This is a genomic window from Microbacterium sp. NPDC056569 (assembly GCF_042793475.1).
Classification (GTDB): Bacteria; Actinomycetota; Actinomycetes; order Actinomycetales; family Microbacteriaceae; genus Microbacterium.
Map to the genome: position 1 here is coordinate 38,049 of NZ_JBHTUV010000001.1, position 19,322 is coordinate 57,370.

At 69.2% G+C, this 19,322-nt stretch carries 15 protein-coding genes; 4 read left to right on the forward strand and 11 right to left on the reverse strand.

Annotated features, from left to right (window positions below):
• Nucleotides 1–171: 171 nt before the first annotated feature.
• Complete coding sequence (locus ACFQ7C_RS00140) at nucleotides 172–1,404, reverse strand: serine protease (protein ID WP_378896318.1); 1,233 nt, start codon at nucleotides 1,402–1,404, stop codon at nucleotides 172–174.
• A 208-nt stretch (nucleotides 1,405–1,612) separates the two neighbouring features.
• On the opposite strand from ACFQ7C_RS00140, the gene ACFQ7C_RS00145 reads away from it, so the two are divergent.
• Entirely contained in the window at nucleotides 1,613–3,118 is a 1,506-nt protein-coding gene (locus tag ACFQ7C_RS00145; protein ID WP_378896321.1) for a FecR domain-containing protein, read from the forward strand.
• Nucleotide 3,119: 1 nt separating this feature from the next.
• Complete coding sequence (locus ACFQ7C_RS00150) at nucleotides 3,120–4,949, forward strand: CHASE2 domain-containing protein (RefSeq protein WP_378896324.1); 1,830 nt, start codon at nucleotides 3,120–3,122, stop codon at nucleotides 4,947–4,949.
• Here the strand turns inward: ACFQ7C_RS00150 and ACFQ7C_RS00155 are convergent.
• Together ACFQ7C_RS00155 and coaA are read right to left on the reverse strand one after the other, a co-directional pair.
• A complete protein-coding gene (locus ACFQ7C_RS00155; RefSeq protein WP_378896327.1) occupies nucleotides 4,937–5,590 on the reverse strand; it encodes a Crp/Fnr family transcriptional regulator in 654 nt (217 codons plus the stop codon). The two genes, ACFQ7C_RS00150 and ACFQ7C_RS00155, sit on opposite strands and share 13 nt — an antisense overlap.
• Nucleotides 5,591–5,933: 343 nt before the next feature.
• Entirely contained in the window at nucleotides 5,934–6,902 is a 969-nt protein-coding gene (coaA, locus tag ACFQ7C_RS00160) for a type I pantothenate kinase (RefSeq protein WP_378896330.1), read from the reverse strand.
• Between the two features lie 87 nt (nucleotides 6,903–6,989).
• Here coaA and ACFQ7C_RS00165 point away from each other — a divergent pair, with 87 nt between their 5' ends.
• Nucleotides 6,990–7,934 carry a Ppx/GppA phosphatase family protein gene (locus ACFQ7C_RS00165; RefSeq protein ID WP_378896333.1) on the forward strand — a complete coding sequence of 315 codons (945 nt, stop codon included), beginning with the start codon at nucleotides 6,990–6,992 and terminating at the stop codon, nucleotides 7,932–7,934.
• Between the two features lie 90 nt (nucleotides 7,935–8,024).
• Here the strand turns inward: ACFQ7C_RS00165 and ACFQ7C_RS00170 are convergent, their stop codons facing one another.
• The 8 genes from ACFQ7C_RS00170 to ACFQ7C_RS00205 form a co-directional block, all read right to left on the reverse strand.
• The gene (locus ACFQ7C_RS00170; RefSeq protein WP_378896336.1) at nucleotides 8,025–8,786 is read right to left on the reverse strand and encodes a hypothetical protein; all 762 of its coding nucleotides are present in this window, start codon (nucleotides 8,784–8,786) and stop codon (nucleotides 8,025–8,027) included.
• Between the two features lie 230 nt (nucleotides 8,787–9,016).
• Nucleotides 9,017–11,035 carry a glycoside hydrolase family 32 protein gene (locus tag ACFQ7C_RS00175; RefSeq protein ID WP_378896339.1) on the reverse strand — a complete coding sequence of 673 codons (2,019 nt, stop codon included), beginning with the start codon at nucleotides 11,033–11,035 and terminating at the stop codon, nucleotides 9,017–9,019.
• A gap of 81 nt (nucleotides 11,036–11,116) precedes the next feature.
• On the reverse strand, nucleotides 11,117–12,082 hold the full coding sequence (locus ACFQ7C_RS00180; RefSeq protein WP_378896341.1) for a glycosyl hydrolase family 32: 966 nt from the start codon (nucleotides 12,080–12,082) through the stop codon (nucleotides 11,117–11,119).
• A gap of 94 nt (nucleotides 12,083–12,176) precedes the next feature.
• Nucleotides 12,177–13,139, reverse strand: a complete 963-nt coding sequence (locus tag ACFQ7C_RS00185) for a carbohydrate kinase (protein ID WP_378896344.1) — start codon at nucleotides 13,137–13,139, stop codon at nucleotides 12,177–12,179.
• Nucleotides 13,136–14,089 (reverse strand): carbohydrate ABC transporter permease, encoded by a 954-nt coding sequence (locus tag ACFQ7C_RS00190; RefSeq protein WP_378896347.1) that lies wholly within the window; start codon nucleotides 14,087–14,089, stop codon nucleotides 13,136–13,138. Before ACFQ7C_RS00190 ends, ACFQ7C_RS00185 begins: the two co-directional genes overlap by 4 nt.
• A gap of 1 nt (nucleotide 14,090) precedes the next feature.
• The gene (locus tag ACFQ7C_RS00195) at nucleotides 14,091–15,032 is read right to left on the reverse strand and encodes a carbohydrate ABC transporter permease (protein WP_378896349.1); all 942 of its coding nucleotides are present in this window, start codon (nucleotides 15,030–15,032) and stop codon (nucleotides 14,091–14,093) included.
• A gap of 59 nt (nucleotides 15,033–15,091) precedes the next feature.
• Nucleotides 15,092–16,381 carry an extracellular solute-binding protein gene (locus tag ACFQ7C_RS00200; protein WP_378896351.1) on the reverse strand — a complete coding sequence of 430 codons (1,290 nt, stop codon included), beginning with the start codon at nucleotides 16,379–16,381 and terminating at the stop codon, nucleotides 15,092–15,094.
• A 41-nt stretch (nucleotides 16,382–16,422) separates the two neighbouring features.
• Nucleotides 16,423–17,508 carry a LacI family DNA-binding transcriptional regulator gene (locus ACFQ7C_RS00205; protein ID WP_378896353.1) on the reverse strand — a complete coding sequence of 362 codons (1,086 nt, stop codon included), beginning with the start codon at nucleotides 17,506–17,508 and terminating at the stop codon, nucleotides 16,423–16,425.
• 197 nt (nucleotides 17,509–17,705) lie between these two features.
• Here ACFQ7C_RS00205 and ACFQ7C_RS00210 point away from each other — a divergent pair, with 197 nt between their 5' ends.
• On the forward strand, nucleotides 17,706–19,319 hold the full coding sequence (locus tag ACFQ7C_RS00210) for a glycoside hydrolase family 68 protein (RefSeq protein WP_378896355.1): 1,614 nt from the start codon (nucleotides 17,706–17,708) through the stop codon (nucleotides 19,317–19,319).
• Nucleotides 19,320–19,322: the final 3 nt, after the last annotated feature.

Below are 19,322 nucleotides of genomic sequence, written 5' to 3' on the forward strand. Positions count from 1 at the left end.
GCGGTGACGGCGACGCAGACGCCGACGCCGTCACGCACCAAACTGGCGGCGCACCGCGGCGCTGTCAAGAGGGCGCCGCCTCCGGCGTCTGGCCTTCGCACCGTCACCCGTCAGCAGCGAACCGGGCGGCCCACGTGGGACCGCCCGGTTCGCTTTCGTCTCAGCCGGCCGTCACCACTGCGCTCCCGCCGCCGGACGGACGCCCGCGGCCGCTGCCGGGGTGGTGAGAGCCGCGGACTCCCGGCGCTTGCCGGACTCAAGGCGCTTGCGCGCACGGGTGATCATGACGACCGGGACGGCGGCCATACCCGCTCCGACGAGGGCCGCGAACACGAGCCCCACGACCCGCGAGGCCGCACCGTCGTCGCTCTCCGTCCGAGCCGCGACGGGCGCCGCTTCCTCGGCGGCTCCTTCGCCGGTCTGCGGCGTGCCGGAATCGCCGGCCGACACGTCCGCCACCGCGGCGCGTCGGGGCGGCTCCTCACCCGTGGTCTCCATGCTGCCGGCGATCACCGGATCGACGCCGTGCGATTCGAGAAAGGACGCGAGCGACTCGGTGTCCGTGACGAAGTTGAAGCTCTGGGACTCGCCGTTGATGCCGAAGCTGTTGATTCCGATGACGGAACCGGTCCCATCGACGGTCGGGCCGCCCGACATGCCACCGCTGACCTGCGCATTGATCTCGGTGACGGGTACGCCGGCATCGGTGACCTGCCGGCTGGATACGGTGCCGGTCTTGAACGACGCGGCCAGGCGGCGATCGTCCGCGACACCCTCGACGCTCGCGGGGAATCCGATCGAGGTGACGTCGTCACCCACCGCGGGAGCCGCCTGGGCGATCGGCAGCGGGACCGTCCCTGTTGCCCCGGCGACACGCAGCAGCGCCGCGTCGCCGTCCTCGAAGGACTGGAAGTCGATGACCTGTGCGACGGTGTAGTCCTCGATGACGGGGTCCAGTGCGGCGTGGGGCTGGATCACGTGGACGGTGCGGTCGACATCGCTCCCGTCCTCGTAGCCCTCGACCGTCCAGGACTGGGCGGTCGCGAAGAGGTCTTCCCGGTCGAGGTCGACGAGGAACTGATAGATGATCGCGTCGCGCACACTCGCGTCGACCTCGACGCAGTGTCCGGCGGTCGCGATGTGCCCTTCGTCGCTGGCGAACCAGCCGGTGCATGCGCTCTGGACGTCGATCTGGTGCGACCACTCCCAGCCGGCCTCGGTCGGGTACTGCACCCAGCCCGTGTAGGTCGTGACCACGTGGACCAGGGAGTTCTCGATGTCGGTGAGCGGGTTCGGGCTCTCGGCCGCGGTGGCGGGACCGGCGAATCCGACCGCAGCGCCCAGCGCGAGGAAGGTGGCCGTGGTGCCGAGAGCAATACGGCGAGTGACGGAGATGGCGTTCATGATCGTTCCTTTCGGTGGCTTCCGCCGGGTTTCCGGCGTGGGAACAGCGTCCCGCTGGGGCGGCCGGCGCTCTGTTCGCGTGCTGACAGTCGTCGCGTCGACTCGGGGACAGTGATGTGACACGGCGCGCGCAAAGGGAAGGGCACCCGAGCGATCTGCTCGGGTGCCCTCCGCGGGTGCTCGACTACGGCGACCTTCGCCCTGCGTCGTGCAGGAGTGCGCCTCCGCCGCCCTGCTCAAGGGCGCTCACGGAATCGAGGAGCGCGTCCATGGCGAACATGCCGGCGACGGTGATCAGAGCGAGGGCGAGAATCGTCAGCGCCGGGTGCCGCTGCAGTGCGTGGATCATGATCTTCCTTCCGTCTCAATCGACGGGGATTCCCGTCACCGGAAGCATCCGGCCCGGCGGGGATCCGGCTCCGCCGTCGCCGCGACAGACACTCTGTCGCGTTCGCGACATTCGCGGCAGCGCGAGTGGCTGTGCGCGCGAACGCCTTCCGGTCGGTCCGGGGTTGCCTTATGCTGTGCGGCAATCGCGGCGTCACTGCGTCCTCTGGGGGGATCGGCGCGCCGGCACGACTCTGGGGGTGGTGCAATGAGAACAACGGCGTTCTCCTCTGCAGCGATGGCGGTCGCTGTCTGTCTTGCCATGACGGGATGCGCGAGCGCCCCCGCCGCGACCGTGGATCCACTGCAGACTCAGGTGCAGCTCGCGGCCGGCGACGCCGATCCGCGCGATCTCGAGGAGCAGAGCGGTGCCGCGCAGGGCGACGTGATCTCGACCGATGCTGCGGGGCTCGCGGAGGTCGTCTTCCCCGACTCCTCGTTCATGCGAGTAGGGCCATCGAGCGAGGTGGAGATCACCGAATTGGGCGCGGAGGAAGCACAGCGCACATCGATCTCGCTCGATATCGGGGAGACGTGGCACAACGTGCAGGAACTGGTGTCGGACGAGGCCGTATACGAGGTGGTGACGCCGGTGGGCACGGCATCTGTCCGCGGCACGGTGTTCTCGGTCGTGTGCGTTGAGGGCCCGTCGTGCGAGTTCATCGTCTTCGAGGGAGAGCTGGAGGTCGAAGGCGACGACGGCACGGTCACGGTGGATCCCTACGAGCGCGTAGTCATTCCAGGCGCCCAGCCCGAGCCGTCCACGATCCCGGCGGACGCGCTGCCGGACTGGGCCACCGAGAACATCGCCCGCGACGGCGAGTCGGACGACGCCGTGGCATTACCCGACCCGCCGCTGGAGGCGGCCGCGCTCAGCGGCGACGAATGGGCGATCCTCATCACGAAACTGGAAGGGGACGCCAGTTCAGACCCTCCGGGCGCGCAGGTCTCCGTCACGTGGACGATCAGCGAACCGGAGTGCGACAACGCGGTGTGCACGTCGACGTGGGTATCGAGCAGCGGAAGCACAGGATCCCTGTCACGGTCCGGCACTGTCATCACGGGCGAGCGGGTGCTCGACCCGCTGCCGTGCATCGACAGTGTCACCGGAGAAGTGCTTGCCGAGGGCGTCGCCGAGCGGACGATCTCGTACGAGCTCACCATCACGGGGGCGGAGGAGAGGGACGGCATCTGGGCCGCCACGCAGATCGCCGGCGAGCAGAGAGAGCTCGTGTTCGTTCCCCCGGAGTTGCGCGCGCTCTGCCGCGACCTGCCTCCGGACGAGGCAGAGAAGGAAGACCTGCGCTCCGTTGAGATGACGCGCTGAGGTGACTGGCTCGGGTGAGTCCAGGAACGCGCCTCCGGCCTGGCTCACCATCCTGGCGATTGGGCTGCTCGCGTCTACACTCACCGTCGGCAGCATCGTGCTCGGGTTCGGTGGCGATGCCGCTCGTCGCGCGTCCGACCTCCTGTGGCCGTCGAGCCGGGTCGATCCCGACGTCATCGTCGTCCAGATCGACGCGCCATCCCAGGAGGTGCACGGAGCCTGGCCGTGGACGCGTGACCAGCAGGCGGACCTGGTGGACGCGATCGCCGAGGGCGGGGCCGTCGCGCTCGGCTACGACATCATCCCCGCGGAGGACGCGCCAGGAGCCGGCGATCCGCTGGCGACGGCGCTCGCCCGTATTCCGACGGTGATGCCCACCACCTACACGTCGATCGTTCGGAACGAGCGTGGCCTGTACGCGGGATCTGAGCCCGTGCGCCCAGCGGTCGCATTCGAGGAGGCGGCAGCGGGCGTCGGCCACGTGGTAGTGCCCTCTGACGCGGACGGGGTCATACGACGGATCCCGCTCGTCGTGGAGACCACCGAGGGCGACCTCCTCGCCGCGTTCTGCCTGCAACTCGCCCTGATCGCCACCGGCGACGATGTCGATCCAAGCCCGCTGGTGCGACCTCGCACCGTCGAGGCAGGTGCCTTCGCTGTGCCCGTCGAGGACGCTGCAGCCCTGCGGGTGTGGTGGGGCCGCGGATTGGAGCAGAACAGTCCACCCGTCCTCTCTGCGGCGGAGGTGATGGACGGGTCCGGAAAAGGCCGGCTCGATGGGGCGATCGTGCTGGTCGGTGTCGCCGACACCACCATCGGCGACACTCACATCACCCCTTTGCAGCCCGGGGCGACCACCCCGGGCGTGATCGTGCAGGCCCAGGCGCTGAGCACGATCCTCACCTCCGCGTGGGTGGGTCCGGCTCCGTGGTGGGTATCCGGGCTCATCGCGCTGGTCCTTGCCGCGGTCTCCGCGGCGGTGGCATCGCGGGCACGGTTGTGGATCGCAGTCACGACGACACTTCTGCTCGTCGGCGCATACCTCGGTGTGGCGCTTCTGCTGCTGCCCGCCGCCGGTCTGCAGCTGGACCTCGTGCGGGTGCCTGCGGCGATCATCGGGGCGGCCGTTGCCGGAGGCGCCGTCCGACTCATCGCCGAGCAGCGGAGTCGTCGTGCAGCGGTGGAGCTGTTCACACGCTATGTGCCGCGGACGGTCGCATCGCGGCTCCTCGAGAGCGACGGTCAAGCCGTTCTCGCGGACGGCGTCCGCGTCAGCGGTGCCGTGGTGTTCTGTGATCTGCGCGGCTTCACCGCTCTTGCGGAATCGATGGACCCCGCTGATGTCCGTCGCGCGCTGGACATCTATTACGAGTTCGCATGCACGCGTGTGTTCGCGCATGGCGGGACGGTCATGCAGTTCGTCGGGGACGAGGTGTTCGCCGTCTTCGGCGCGCCCGAACACCAACCCGACCCGGTCTCGTCGGCACGAGAGACAGCGGCTCGGCTGGTCGGCGATGTCGACGTGCTCGAAGAGACCCTACGTAAGAACGGCCTTCCGGAGCTGAGATTCGGGATCGGAGTGCACGCGGGCGAGCTGGTCGCGGCGACGGTGGGCCCAGAAAGCCGACGCCAGTACGCGGTGGTGGGCGATGTCGTGAACGTCGGATCCCGGTTGTGCGGCGCGGCCGCGGCAGGCGAGATCGTCGTCTCGTGCGTCGCCGCGGGCGACGAATGGCGTGGACTGCCCGGTGAAGCTCTGTCCCTGAAGGGGAAGAGCGCGACGATCGACGTCGTCCGGGTCAGGTCGGTCGATCCGGCTCAGCGCACGTAGGCGCGCAACGCAGCAATGCTCGGCACCTCGATGCGCGCTCGGCCGAGCGAGATCACCCGCTCCGACGCCATCCGGCTGAGCACCTGGTTGACGGTCGGCCGGGTCGCGCCCGTCAGCCCGGCGATGTCGTCCTGCGTCAGGGGGATCGTGGCGTCATCCGCCTCATCCTCCGCGAAAACCGTCGCCAATTCGAGCACGCGGCGAGCGCATCGACGATCGGCCGTCTCGAATACCGCCTGGGCGAGATGCTCGCTGAGATCCACCACGCGCCGTGCCAGCGCGTCGACAAGAGCCCGATCGATCGCGGGGTACGCCTGACGCAGCTCTGTGAAGTCGGTCGGCGCCAGTACCAGCGTCGCCGTCGCGCTGAGCGCCTCGACGCTCGCGGTACGCGTGCGGCCCGGATGCAGCATGGCGAGCTCACCGAAGCTGTCGCCCGCCGTCAGGACCGTGACGGTGACCGAGTCGCCGTGCTCGGTGCCGATCTTCACTCCGACGTGCCCCGACTCGATGTAGTAGATCCCGGCGCCGGGATCGCCCTGGAACACGATCGTGTCGCCATGCTTCCACTGACGACGCACCATGCGGGTGCGCACTGCAGCGACCACCTCCGACGGCAGCGTCTCCAGCAGGATTCGCATGGCTCCGTCCCCCGTCCTGCGATCCCTCGCGACGCCCGTTCCCCCTGAATCATCCCGAGTCGCCATGGTCCGCGCAATGGCGCGCGAGCTCGTTGTGTCGGGCGTCCGACACAACGCCCGTCACGGCACCGACGGTATCGGTCGCCCCGCCGCGGGACCGTGGCCGGAGGACGAAAGGCGCCGACGATGAACACGATCCAGTACTCGCTCGGATGGATGGACTCCGGTCTGGGGCTCGAACCTCGATCGACCGACGACGACTACCTGCTCGGTTACATGGCCGGGATCGGCGTCGATCTGTGACCGACCGCTGCCGCCGTCTACAGAGCGGTCCCCTCCGGCGTCAGAGCTTGCGGAGGAGCACCGTCTCGACGGTGTGGTCGGCGGCCTTCTGGAGCACGAGGTTCGCGCGGTGGCGGGTGGGCAGCACGTTCTCTTCGAGGTTGGGGAGGTTGATGTTGTTCCAGTACCCGAGCGCGCGCTCCACGGCCTCCTCGTCCGACAGCTGCGCGAAGACGTTGAAGAACGACTTCGGGTTGCTGAACGCGGCACGGCGCAGGGCGAGGAAGCGGTCGACGTACCACTGCGCGATGTGCGCAGCATCCGCGTCCACATAGATCGAGAAGTCGAACAGGTCGCTGACGGCGACGTCGTTCGGGGTGGGCGGCGGCTGCAGCACGTTGAGGCCCTCGACGATCACGATGTCGGGGCGCCGCACGGTGATGACGGCGTCGGGGACGATGTCGTACCGCATGTGCGAGTAGAAGGGTGCGCGCACCTCGGGGGCGCCGCTCTTCACCTCGGTGAGGAACGACACGAGCGCGCGACGGTCGTACGACTCGGGGAAGCCCTTGCGGTCCATCAGCCCGCGGCGCTCGAGCTCGGCGTTCGGGTACAGGAAGCCGTCCGTGGTGATGAGCTCGACGCGCGGCGTGCCCGGCCAGCGCGACGTGAGCTCGCGCAGCAGGCGCGCGATCGTCGACTTGCCCACCGCGACGGAGCCCGCGACGCCCACGATGAACGGCGTGGTCGAGTCCGCCTCGCCGAGGAACGCGGACTCCTCGCCGCCGAGACGCTTCGTCGACTCGGCGTACAGCGACAGCAGCCGCGACAGCGGCACGTACACCTGCGCGACCTCGGCCATGTCGAGGCGGTCGCCGAGACCCCGGATCTGCACGATCTCGGTCTCGGTGAGCGGCTGCGTCATACCGGACGCCAATCGCGCCCAGTCCGCGCGGTCGATCTCGCGGTACAGCGAGAGAGCGGGGGTGGCAGCACCGGTTTCGTAGGTGGTCGCTTCGTCGGCGGACATCGCGTTCATCGTAGTCGCAGACGACGGCCATGACGGATGCTGCCACCCGGCGCATGCCCCCGGACCGGACACCGCTACTCTTTTCCCGTGCGCCTCGGAGTTCTCGACATCGGCTCGAACACCGTCCACCTGCTGGTCGCCGACGTCCGCCCCGGCGGCCGCCCGCTGGCCACGACCAGTCAGCGCACGGTGCTGCGGCTCATGCGCTACCTCGCTCCCGACGGCTCCATCACCGAGGAGGGCGTCACGGCGCTCGTCGCCGCGGTGACCGAGGCGCGCGAGATCGCCGCCGCCGAGCGGGTCGGCGAGCTGCTCGCCACCGCGACGAGCGCGGTGCGCGAGGCGAAGAACGGCCCGGAGGTCATCGACCTCATCGAGGCCGCGCTCGGCCAGCCGCTGCAGGTGCTGGGCGGCGAGACCGAGGCGCGCTACACGTTCCTCGCGGTGCGCCGCTGGTTCGGGTGGGCGGCCGGGCAGATCCTGCTCTTCGACATCGGCGGAGGCTCGCTCGAGATCGCCGCCGGAGCCGACGAGCTGCCGGAGCAGGCAGCATCCGTCCCCCTCGGCGCCGGGCGCATGACGGTGCAGTTCCTTCCGGACGATCCGCCGGGCGAGGCGGCCGTCGAGAAGCTGCGCGACCACGCGCGCGCCACGCTCGCCCCGGTCGCCACGTCGTTCGGGTCGCTCGCGAAGCCCGACCACGTCGTGGGGTCGTCGAAGGCGATCCGCTCGCTTGCGAAGCTCGTGGGGTATCCGGTTCCCGGATGGTCGGGAATCGAACGGATGCTGCTGCCCCGCGCCGCCCTCGGCTCGTGGATCCCGCGCCTGGCCCGCATCCCGGCGTCGGCGCGGCAGGAGCTGCCGGGCATCACCCCCGACCGGACATTCCAGATCGTCGCCGGCGCCGTCGTGCTGCATGAGGCCATGCGCGCGATGGACGTCGACGAGCTCGAGGTGTCGCCCTGGGCGCTGCGCGAGGGCGTGCTGCTGCGCTACATCGAGTCGCTGAGCTGGAGCGCACCCAGCGCCTGACGCCCGGCGCCCGGCGCCCGGCGTCCAGAGCCTGCCCGGGAATCGCGAGAGGGTGGGTTTCCGCACGCCCGGTGCTCCGCGCCGGGCGGACTACGCCTCGACCGGCTCGGTGTACGCGGTGTAGATGCCGTAGACCGCGACGCCGGCGAGGTGCCAGTCGCGCGGACCCTCGGGGCCGAGCGCGACGACGCGGGGCTCGTCGATGATCGCCGGGTCGATGCGGCGGTGGTCGCTCATGCCGTCGATCATGGCCATGATCGCGACGGCGAGGTCGCGTTCGGTGAGCCCGTCGCGCATCCGCAGCCCGAACGCCGTGTTGAGCTGCTTGTACATCTCGGCCATGTGCGTGAGATAGCGGTTCTCGATCTCGGACAGCAGCGCGCGGATCTCCGCGCCACCCGGTACCGAGCCGCCGCTCACGAGCGCGGCCGACATCGTCCGGTACGCGCGCCAGGCCACGGTTCCCTCGACGGCGCCCATGTTGTGCGCGACGGTCACGCGCAGGGCCTCGCGGAGTGCGATCTGCCGCCCCTCCGGCGTGGTCATGACGTCGGGGTCGCCGGCGACCGCCTGCTGGAGCTGCCGGAGCGTCTCTCCGTCGAACCCGGTGTCGAAGCCGGGATCCGCCTCGAAGAGGGCGCGCACCAGGTCGGCGATGAAGGCCACCCGGTCGGGCCAGATGCGGAACACGGTCGAGCGTGGCACGCCCGCCGTCCGGATCAGATCCTCGAGCTCGAGGTTCGCGTAGTCGAGCAGCAGGCCCTCTTGGCGGACGCGCTCGACCGCGACCGCGAGCATGATCGCCCGCGTCTGGCCTGCCGGCCGCCGCGATCGGGATTCGGGTTGCTGCATGAGTTGATTATCGCCCTCGGCGCGCTGTCCGGTAGGCCACCTCGCCCCCGCAGAAACTCGCGGTGCCGGGTCCCCAGAACCCGGCACCGACCAGATCCAACCCGGCGGCATGGGGCCGTCGGCAAGATCGTTGTGCGCGAGCCCCCCGACTTGCGCACGCGTTCCACACTAGAGACTCGGAGTCTCATATCTCAAGTCCGCCCTGCGAACGGAGGCGATCCGCGCTCGCGTCAGTCCGAGAGCACGACGTGGTCGACCATCAGATGACCCCACGATCCGGTTGCGTCGTCCAGGATCTGGAACTGCGCCGTTCGCCCGGCGAGGTCGCGCAGGTCCCACTCGATATGGCGGAGTTCAGCCGTGTCCGCACCGGTGACGGTGCGGACAGGCCTGCCGTCGACCAGCAGCTGCACCGACGTGGCCGGCTCGACGCCCAGCGGGTGATCGCCGCCGCCGATGAGGAAGTGCAGGAAGTTGCGGTCGACGGTGAACGGCGGCGACGTGATGGTCCCCGTCGCCGGGTCTCCCCCGCCGGCGAACGTGTCGGCGACCCGCCTGCCGACCTGGCCGCGCAATCCGGCCTCGCTCGGCCCCGCCGCGGTGAAGCTGCCCGTCGTCGTCCAGCCCTGTCCCCAGGCGTCGCCTTCGAAGTCGGCGAGCAGACGAGCCGGTCGCTGCACGACGCTGCCGAACTCCGTGATCGTCAGATCGCGGAACACGGCCGCGCCGCCTGAGGAGTACAGGGCGATGCCGTCGTCGCCCACCGGCGCGAAGACCTGGCTCGAATGGACGTATCTCCCGTCGTCGACGAAGACCTCGATCGTGGTGCGGTCGACGAGGATGCGCAGATGCACCGTGCCCGCGGCGCCGTCGAAGGGCGTGCGGCTCTCGGTCTTCCAGGTTCCGGCCGGGTGGCCGGTCTGGCCGCGATTCAGGTAGGCGTACGCGCCGGTCACGCCGACGTCGGCGTGACGCGTCCCATCGGCGGAGCGTCGGAGCTGCAGGCCGATGTTCGTCGCGGTCTCCCACGTCACGTCCGCCTCGACCTGATAGGCATCACCGTCGTAGGCGAGGGGGAGGAACCCGTCGACGGTGACGTCGCCGAGATCAGTTCGCGCCGTGGTGATGTCGGCGAGCGCCGCCACCGGCTGCGACACCAGGCTGAACGTCGAGCCGTACCTTTTGAGACGGATCTCGCGGGTGATCGAGTCGGTGCCGTTGAACCCGTCGGCGGTCCACGTCGGTGTGGAGTGCGCGTAGTCCCAGTTGTTCATCCAGCCCACGGCGTAGCGGCGGTCCAGTGGCGAGGCAGGGTCCTCCCAGGTCACCGCGCCGTACCAGTCGAACCCGTGGTCCAGCCACTGCGGCGCACTCTGATCGAACGTGAACGACGTCCCGTCGAACACGCCCGTCCAGTAGGCGAAGGTCGCCGGTTCCGCGGTGGCGTACCCGTTGGCGCTCACGCCGAACACCCACTTGATGGTGCCGTCGTTCGCCCGGATCCGGAACAGGTCGGGGCATTCGATCGTGCCGATGGCAGGATTCACGTACTCCCACACCCGCGACCACGTCTTCAGATCGGGTGACGTGTAGAAGCTCACCCGGTCGCGCTCCGCGATCAGCGCGACCCAGCGGCCGCGCTCGGCGTCCCACACGATCTTCGGGTCTCGGAAGTCCGCGCGCCCGCCGTTCGCGATGACGGGCGCGTCGCCGTACGGACGGAAGTTGCGGCCGCCGTCCGTCGAATACCAGAGGAACTGCGCCTGCGGACCGGACGCGTTCGCCTGCTGGGCCGGCGTGGGATGGTCCATCTGCGTGACGAGCATCACCACCGCTCCGGCGCCGAACCCGGCGGTGTTCTGTTCGTCGACGACGGCCGACCCCGACCAGAGGTCGTAGTTCGCGTTGCTCTTCTTCGGTGCGGCGACTCCCTGGTCGGCGAACACCACCCCGTCGTACGAGGTGGCGAGCCGCCACTCCGTGCCGAAGTTGGCGGCCGGATCGGCGTCGTAGTCGCTGTTGTAGAGGTAGTAGTAGTGGAACTTTCCGTCGACGAAGACCGGCCGCTGCGGGTCGTTCTTCCAGTGGTCGGGCACCGTGAAGTGGTACTGCGCCCGGAAGTCGTCGGCGGAATCGGCGGCGGCGGCGTCCGCGCCCGGGCTGCCGGTGAGACCGACCCCCACTCCCACGCCGATCACCGTCAGGGCGCCGACCGCGAGCCGCGCTCCCCGTCGGTTCGAAGCTGACATCATCGTCATCCTTTCTCGGGCGGACGGGTTGCTGAGCACAGTGCGGGCCGGGGCTCGTCCGCGAAGCCCCGGCCACGGGTGTCAGACGGAGGCGCCCACCGCCTCTCGGCGGACGAGGCGGCCACCGTCCCAGCGCAGCGGCATCGGATCGGTGATGCCGCCCACGAACCGCCCGTCCTCGCCGATGTTGCGGAAGGCGAACAGCAGCCATTCACCGTCCGACCGGCGCTGAAGCAGGCGCCCGACGTACAGGCGCTCGTCCGTCAGCGGGTACGCGGCGTCGATGTCGAACGGTCCGAGCAGACTCTCCGCGGGCACCACCCACGTGCCGCCTGCCTCGGCACGGCGCGCCGCCGTGCTCTGCTCCTTCAGGCAGGAGAAGATCACGACGGGTCGTCCGTCGACGACCTCGGCCTGGAGCACCTCGAGCTGCCCGAAGCCGTCGGCGCTCGGCGCGCTGAGCGGTTCTCGCAGCTCCCAGGTGCGCAGATCCGCCGACCAGGCGTGCCCGATGACACCCCGCCCGTCGACCGGCCCTTCGGGTGCGCGCGCGGTGATCAGCATGTGCCAGCCGTCGCCGTCGGAGTCCGCGAACACCCACGGGTCGCGGAACGCCTCGTCGTGCCAGGCACCGCTCGAGAGCTTCTCGTACCAGGGGCCCTCCGCTTCGAGCACCGGACCGCCCGGCTTCGTCCAGGTGTGCAGATCCGGCGACGTGGCATAGCCGACCCGCTGGACGTTCCGCCCGTCGGGCGCGAGGGTCGCCCCCGTGTAGAACATGAACCACGTGCCGTCGGGGTGGCGCACGACCGACCCCGTCCAGGTGGCGAGCTCGTCGAAAGCGGGAGCGTCGCTGCGGACCAGCGCATCGGCGACCCGCGTCCACGCGACGAGGTCGGTCGAGACGGCGTGCCCGATCGAGGCGCGATAGTGACGGGCCTCCGGGTCGTGGAGGGCGCGAGACGCGTACAGGAAGAAGAGGTGGTAGCGGTCGCCGTCGTCGGCGAACCAGTAGTCCCACACCCAGGAGTCGGGGAGGTCGAACAAGAGAGTTCCTTCGAGAGTCGTGCGCGGTGGATCGCGCGATGGTCCGCCCCCGCCCGATGGGCGAGGAGCACGTGGTGAGAAGAGATGCAGCCGCCTACGGCATCCACGCGGCGAGCTCGGCGCGCCGGGGCGGATCGGCGCCGGGCCTCGACACGGTGATCGCTGCGGCGTGCACCGATCGGCGCAGGAGGGACTCGACGGCGGCCGAAGGGTCCCCACGGCCTGTCCACGCGCCGCTGCCGCCCGCGGTCCGCAGCGACGCCCGCAGGTCGCCCGGATCGACGATCCCGTCGATGAGCGCACCCATGAACGTGTCCCCGGCGCCGACCGTGTCGACGACCTCGGACGCGACCGCGGGAACGACGACGTCGCCGTCGGCGGTCACGCCCACCGCGCCGTCGGGACCGAGCGTGACGACGACGAGCCGCGGCCCGCGCGCGACCCATTCCCGGGCGACCTCGACGACATCCCGCCCCGGGTGCAGCCAGCGGATGTCCTCGTCGCTCGCCTTGACGACGTGGGCCAGGCCGATGAGGTCGGCGACGCGCGCTCGCACGCGGTCCGGGTCGTCGACGAGCGACGGCCGGATGTTCGGGTCGTAGGTCACGACCGCCCGTCCGCGAGCCGCGCGGACGAGCCCGGCGACGTGCGACGCCCCCGGGTCGAGCACCGCGGCGACGGATCCGACGTGCACGATGTCGGCGGCGCCCGCGAGCGCGTCGAGGCGGGAGGTGTCAGGCCCCAGATCCCAGTCCAGGTCGAATTCGTACGAGGCGGCGCCGCTCTCGTCCACGTGAGCGGCGGCCGTGGATGTGCGCGGCGCGGCGACCGCGACCACGTGCACGTCGGACTCCTCGAGCCACTCCAGCACGCGCCGACCCCGCTCATCGTGGGCGAGGCGGGTGATCAGCGTCGGCGCCCTGCCCAGCCTCCCCAGCGTCAGCGCCGTGTTCGCCGGACTGCCGCCGGGAGCCTCTTCGACGGCGCCGTCTGCACGATGGACGATGTCGACCAGAGCCTCGCCGACGACCACGATGCGCGGCATCCGGTCCGTCATCCCTTGACTCCGCTGGCGGCGATGCTGCTGACGAAGGCGCGCTGGAAGATGAGGAAGACGATCAGCACCGGGATCGTGATGAGCGAGGTGTAGGCCATCACCTCGCCCCACGCGGTGTTCAGCTGGAAGAAGTACTGCATGCCGACCATGACCGGCCGCAGCTCCTCCTTCTGCACCACCATGAGGGGCCACAGGTACTGGTTCCACGCCGGCAGGAACGTCAGGATCGCCACAGTCGCGAAGGCCGGACCCGACAGCGGGACGAGGATGCGCCGGTAGATGGTGAACCAGCTCGCGCCGTCGATGCGCGCCGCTTCATCGAGTGACTTCGGGATCGTGGAGAAGTACTGCGTGAACAGGAAGATCGAGAACGCATTCGCGATGAACGGCACGATCTGCACCTCGTAGGTGTTCAGCCAGCCGAAGTCGTACTTCAGGACGCCGCCCTCCATCACGAGGGTGGGCAGCTGCGCGACCCAGTAGACCATCGGCACGGCGATCGTCTCGAACGGCACGATCAGCGTCGCGATGATCAGCGCGAGCACCACGATCCGCCCTTTCCACGCCAGCCGGGAGAGCGCGAAGCCGGCCATCGAGTTCACGATGAGCCCGAGACCGACGGTGAGCACGGTCACGAGCACGGAGTTGAACAGGAACTGGGCGACGGGCACCCGGTCGAACACCCCGAAGTAGTTGTCGAGGCTGATGTCGCCGACCGGGAGGAAGGCCGCGGGCGAGTCGATGTCCTGCAGGATCTGGCTGTCGGGCTTGAGGCTCGACACGAACATGAAGACCAGCGGGAACAGGAACACGATGCCGAACAGCGACAGGGCGATGTAGAGGAACACCGTGCCCCGGGCGCGCTGCGCCTTCTCGCTGCGGCCCGGCGTCGGGCGCGCGGTGCGACGCGAGTCGCCCGGCGCCGTGGTCAGAGTCTGGGTTGCCGTCATGTCAGTCCTTCTCTCGCGTGATCCGGCGCTGGATGAGCGCGATGGCGAGGACCGCGACGAAGAAGATCAGCGAGATCGCCGCGGCGTAGCCGATCTCCTGCTGCTCGTAGCCCTTGCGCACGGCATGGAAGACGATCGTCGAGGTCGAGTTCACGGGTCCGCCCTGGGTCATGACGTCGACCTGCACGAACAGTCCGAGGGCGGCGATGGTGATCGTGACGAGGACGAACACCATGGTGGGCCTGAGGCCCGGCCACGTCACGTTCGTGAACTGGCGCCACGGGCTCGCGCCGTCCATCTTCGCGGCCTCGTAGAGCTCCTCGGGGATCGTCTGCAGGCCTGCGAGCCAGATGATCATGTGGAAGCCGACGGCCTGCCAGATCGACAGCACGATGATCGCGCCGAGCGCCGTCTTCGGGTCGTTCAGCCAGTCGACTCCCGACCATGCGCCGAACGTCAGCGCGTCGATCATCGAGTTGATGAGGCCGTCCTTCTGGTACATGAACTTCCACAGGATCGAGACCACGACGATCGAGGTCACCACGGGGATGAAGAAGATCACACGGAACGCCGTGACCCCGCGCATGCGCCGATTGACGAGCACCGCGAGGAGCAGTCCCAGACCGGCCTGCACCGGTACGACCACGAGCGCGAACAGCGCGGTGTTGCCCACCGACTGCACGAACACGGGGTCGGCCGTGAAGGCGCGGATGAAGTTGTCGAAGCCGACGAACCGGGGTGGGTTCGGCGAGATGAGTCGCGCGTTCGTGAACGACAGCGCGAACGCGAGGATGACCGGGATGACGAGGAACAGGACGAGGAGGATGCCCGCGGGGGCGATCATCCCCAGTCCAGCCCAGGTCTCGCGACCTTTGATGGAGCGGAAGCGACGGGAGGCGCGCCGAGGCTCTTCGGCGGCGACCGTCGGAGGAGTGACAGTCATGACAGATCTCTCGGGGAGTGCGCCGGCGAGGGCCGTGGGGCCCTCGCCGGCACGGTGGATCACTGGAAGCCGTAGCCGTCGTTCGAGGCGATGTTGGCGTCGATCTCCGAGACGGCACGGTCGAGCGTCTCCTGGACGTCGGCGCCGTTCATGATGTCCTTCGCCGCGGTCTCGAACGTGGTCGAGATGACCGCGTAGGCGGGCGTCTCGGGGCGCAGCACCGCGTACTCCTGCGAGAACTCCACGAACGGGCGCAGGGCGCCGTCGTCGCCGAAGTACTCCGAGGCCTGGGCGGCGGCATCCGTCGCGGGGATCACGACCTGCTTGTCGGCGAACTCGGTGATGTACTCGTCCTGGAAGCTGAACTCGAGGTAGGCGCGAGCGCCGTCGGCTTCCTTGCACTCGGACGAGATCGCCCACTGCCACGAGCCGCCGCCGATCTTGGGGCCGTTGCCGAGGTCCGGCGGGGGCAGGATCAGCAGGTCGTCGCCGACCGCGTCGAGCGCGGTCACCGCGTTCCAGACGCCGGTGTAGCTGAGGGCTACCTCGTCGTCGATGAACTCCTGGTTGCCCACGGTGCCGCTGTTGCCGGCGTATGCGTCGGCGAAGAGGCCCGCGAACCAGTCGCCCCACGCGACGGCATCCGGGCCGTTGAGCGCGCCGTCGGCCGACAGCATCGTCGAGCGGTCGATCAGGTCGCCGCCGAAGCTCTGCAGGAAGGGCGAGTAGGCGTAGGGCCACCACTCGCCGGTGTCCTCGGCTCCGATGTCGATCGGCGTCTCATAGCCCGCGGCCTTGAGCGTGGCCAGCGCGTCGCCGAACTCGTCCGCGGTCCACGGCTGATCGACGGTCGGGATGCGGATGCCGTTGGCGTCGAGCACCGACTTGCGCGCGAAGATGCCCAGTGCGGCATCCCAGTAGCCGGCCGAGTAGATCTCGTCATCCCACACGCCGACGGCCGTCGGCAGCAGCGAGTCGGTGATCTCGGCGGGCAGCTCGAGCGGCTGCAGGTAGCCGGCCCACGCCCAGTTCGGCATGATCGGCCCGTCGAGGTCGAGAAGGCAGGGGAGATCACCGGATGCTGCGGCCGCGACGATCGCGTCGTTGTAGGCGCCCTGCGGGAATGACTCGTGCACGACCTCGTAGTCGTCCTGCGACGCGTTGAAGTCGGAGATGATCTGTTCGTAGACCTCGAGCTCGGCCGGGTTGCCCGCCGAGTGGGTCCACATCGTCAACTGGGTGCGGCCGTCCGCGGTGGTGGTGTCACCTTGGCCGGCTTGGCCGCAGCCGGTCAGGGCGATCGCCGTGACCAGGCCTGCGGACACGAGGATCGGGGTCCTTGTGCGCATTGTTGTGGTTTCCTTTTCTTGGTGACACACGCCCGCGTGCGTCACCGATCGGGGGCCGCCTGCGGCGGCCGCTCGGTGTGTGAAGCCCGTCGCCGGTTCGGTTTGGCGACTTGCGCCGGCGGCGGGCCTACGGAGTCTCGTCGGATGACGGGACACTCCATCAGGTGCGTGGCGTCCACATCCCCTTCCGCGCGGACGCCGAGCGCGACCTCCATCGCCCAGCGGCCCATGGCGTAATGGGGCAGGGCGACGGTGGTGAGTGGGGGATCCTGTTCCGCGGCGATCAGCTGCTGGTCGTCGTAGCCGACGACGGAGAGATCGCGCGGGATGTCGAGGCCGCGACGGTGCGCGGCGATGTACACGCCGGCCGCCATGCGGTCGTTGAAGCAGAAGACGGCGGTGGGTCGCTCGTCGTCGGGGAGGTCGAGGAGGACCTCGGCCGCCGCGCGACCACCGTGGGCCGAGGTGTCGCCGGTGATGTGGAGCACCGGGTCGGCCGGGATGCCGGCCTCTGCGAGTGCCTCGAGATAGCCCTCGTGGCGCAGCTGCGAGGCGATCGGACCGTCGTCGGTGTCGATATAGGCGATCCGCCGATGCCCGGCGGCGACCAGCTCACGCACGGCTGCAGCTCCGCCGGCACGGTCGTCGGGCACGACGCTGCGGTAGCCGCCGTTCGCCGGGCGGCAGTCGAGCAGCACGGTCTTCGCCAGGACGCCCTGCGGCACGTCGACGACTCGGTGCCACATGCAGGCGTAGATCATCGCGTCCACCTGCTGCGCCGTGAGTGCGTCGATGGCCTCGCGCTCGATCTCGGCGTCGCTGCCGGTGTCGATGAGATAGACGAGGTAGCCGTTGTCGCGTGCCGCGTCCTGCGCGCCGGCCAGCATACGACCCGCGAAGGGGGTCGTGGCGATCTGGTCGGAGATGAGTCCGACGGTGCGCGTGCGCTGGGTGCGGAGCCCTCGCGCCACCGAGCTGGGGGCGTAACCGACCGCGCGGGCCGCCTCACGGACGCGCTGCCGCGTCTCGTCCGAGATGCGCGATTCGACGTCGTTCATGACGAGCGAGACGGTCGTGACCGAGACGCCGGCTGCCGCCGCGACGTCTGAGATCCGGGCCCTCGCCATGAGAGACACTCCCTTGTGATAAATCGATTTATCGAGCGGGTTTGATTATGGACCGCGCGGCGGCGGTTCGTCAAGTGCGGGGTTTCCCGAACTTCATGCACCTGGATCCACATGTGCGAGATCGGCTCGCACATGCCACTATGAGCCAGCAATGCAAATCGATTTGCATCGCTGAGAATCCAAGGAGCGAATCAGAAATGCACACTCCCCCGAAGAAGGTCAGGCGCGTCCTGACCGGTGGCCTCACCGCCGCCGCGGTCGCAGCATCCGTGCTCGTCGGACTGCCCGCGGCAGCCGTCGCGGCCCCCACCGCGACGGCCGTCCCCGACCTGCAGGACGGCCCCCAGCCGACCGTGCACACGCAGCAGGCGTACGGCCCCGAAGACGACTTCACCGCCAAGTGGACCCGGGCGGATGCCCGCCAGCTCAAGCGGCTGTCGGACCCGACTGCGGGCTCGAAGCAGAACTCGATGCCCGCCGAGCTCACCATGCCCGCGGTTGCGCAGGACTTCCCGGACATGAGCAACGAGCAGGTGTGGGTCTGGGACTCCTGGCCGCTGACCGATGAGGACGCCAATCAGTACAGCGTCAACGGCCAGGAGATCATCTTCTCGCTCGTGGCCGACCGCAACCTCGTCTTCGACGAGCGGCACGTGTTCGCGAAGATCGGCTACTTCTATCGCCCCGCCGGCGTCCCCGCCGACGAGCGTCCGGAGAACGGCGGCTGGACGTATGGCGGCCTCGTCTTCGACGAAGGAGTGACCGGCAAGATCTTCCCCGACCAGTCGTACAGCCACCAGACCCAGTGGTCGGGTTCCGCGCGCATCTCGAAGGGCGGCGAGATCAAGCTCTTCTTCACCGATGTCGCGTTCTACCGCAACGAGGACGGCACCAACCGCAAGCCCTACGACCCGCGCATCGCGCTGAGCGTCGGCAAGGTGCACGCCAACAAGAACGGCGTGAAGCTGACCGGATTCGACAAGGTGACCGACCTGCTCCAGGCCGATGGCACCTACTACCAGACGGGTGCGCAGAACGAGTTCTTCAACTTCCGCGACCCGTTCACCTTCGAGGACCCGGCCCACCCCGGCGAGACCTACATGGTCTTCGAAGGCAACTCCGCCATGCCGCGCGAGAGCGCGACCTGCGACGAAGAGGACCTGGGCTACCGCGAGGGCGACCCCTACGCAGAGACGGTCGACCAGGTGAACGCCTCGGGCGCCACGTACCAGATCGGCAACGTCGGCCTTGCGAAGGCGAAGAACAAGGAGCTCACCGAGTGGGAGTTCCTGCCGCCCATCCTGTCGGCGAACTGCGTGACCGATCAGACCGAGCGTCCGCAGATCTACATGAAGGACGGCAAGTACTACCTCTTCACCATCAGCCACCGCGGCACGTTCGCGAACGGCATCGACGGCCCCGAGGGCGTCTACGGGTTCGTCGGCGACGGCATCCGCAGCGACTACCAGCCGATGAACGCCGGCTCGGGCCTGGCACTGGGCAACCCGACCAACCTGAACTTCGCGGGCGGACAGCCGTTCGCACCGGACTTCAACCAGCCGATCGGGCACTTCCAGGCGTACTCGCACTACGTGATGCCCGGCGGACTGGTGCAGTCGTTCATCGACACGATCGGCACCGAGGGTGACTTCCGCCGCGGCGGCACGCTCGCGCCGACGGTCAAGATCGACATCGACGGCGCCTCGTCGGCGGTCGACTACTCGTACGGCGACGGCGGGCTCGGCGGCTACGCCGACATCCCGGCGAACATCAACGTCAACCCGGGCGGCAAGGTCACGCCACTGCCCTGACCT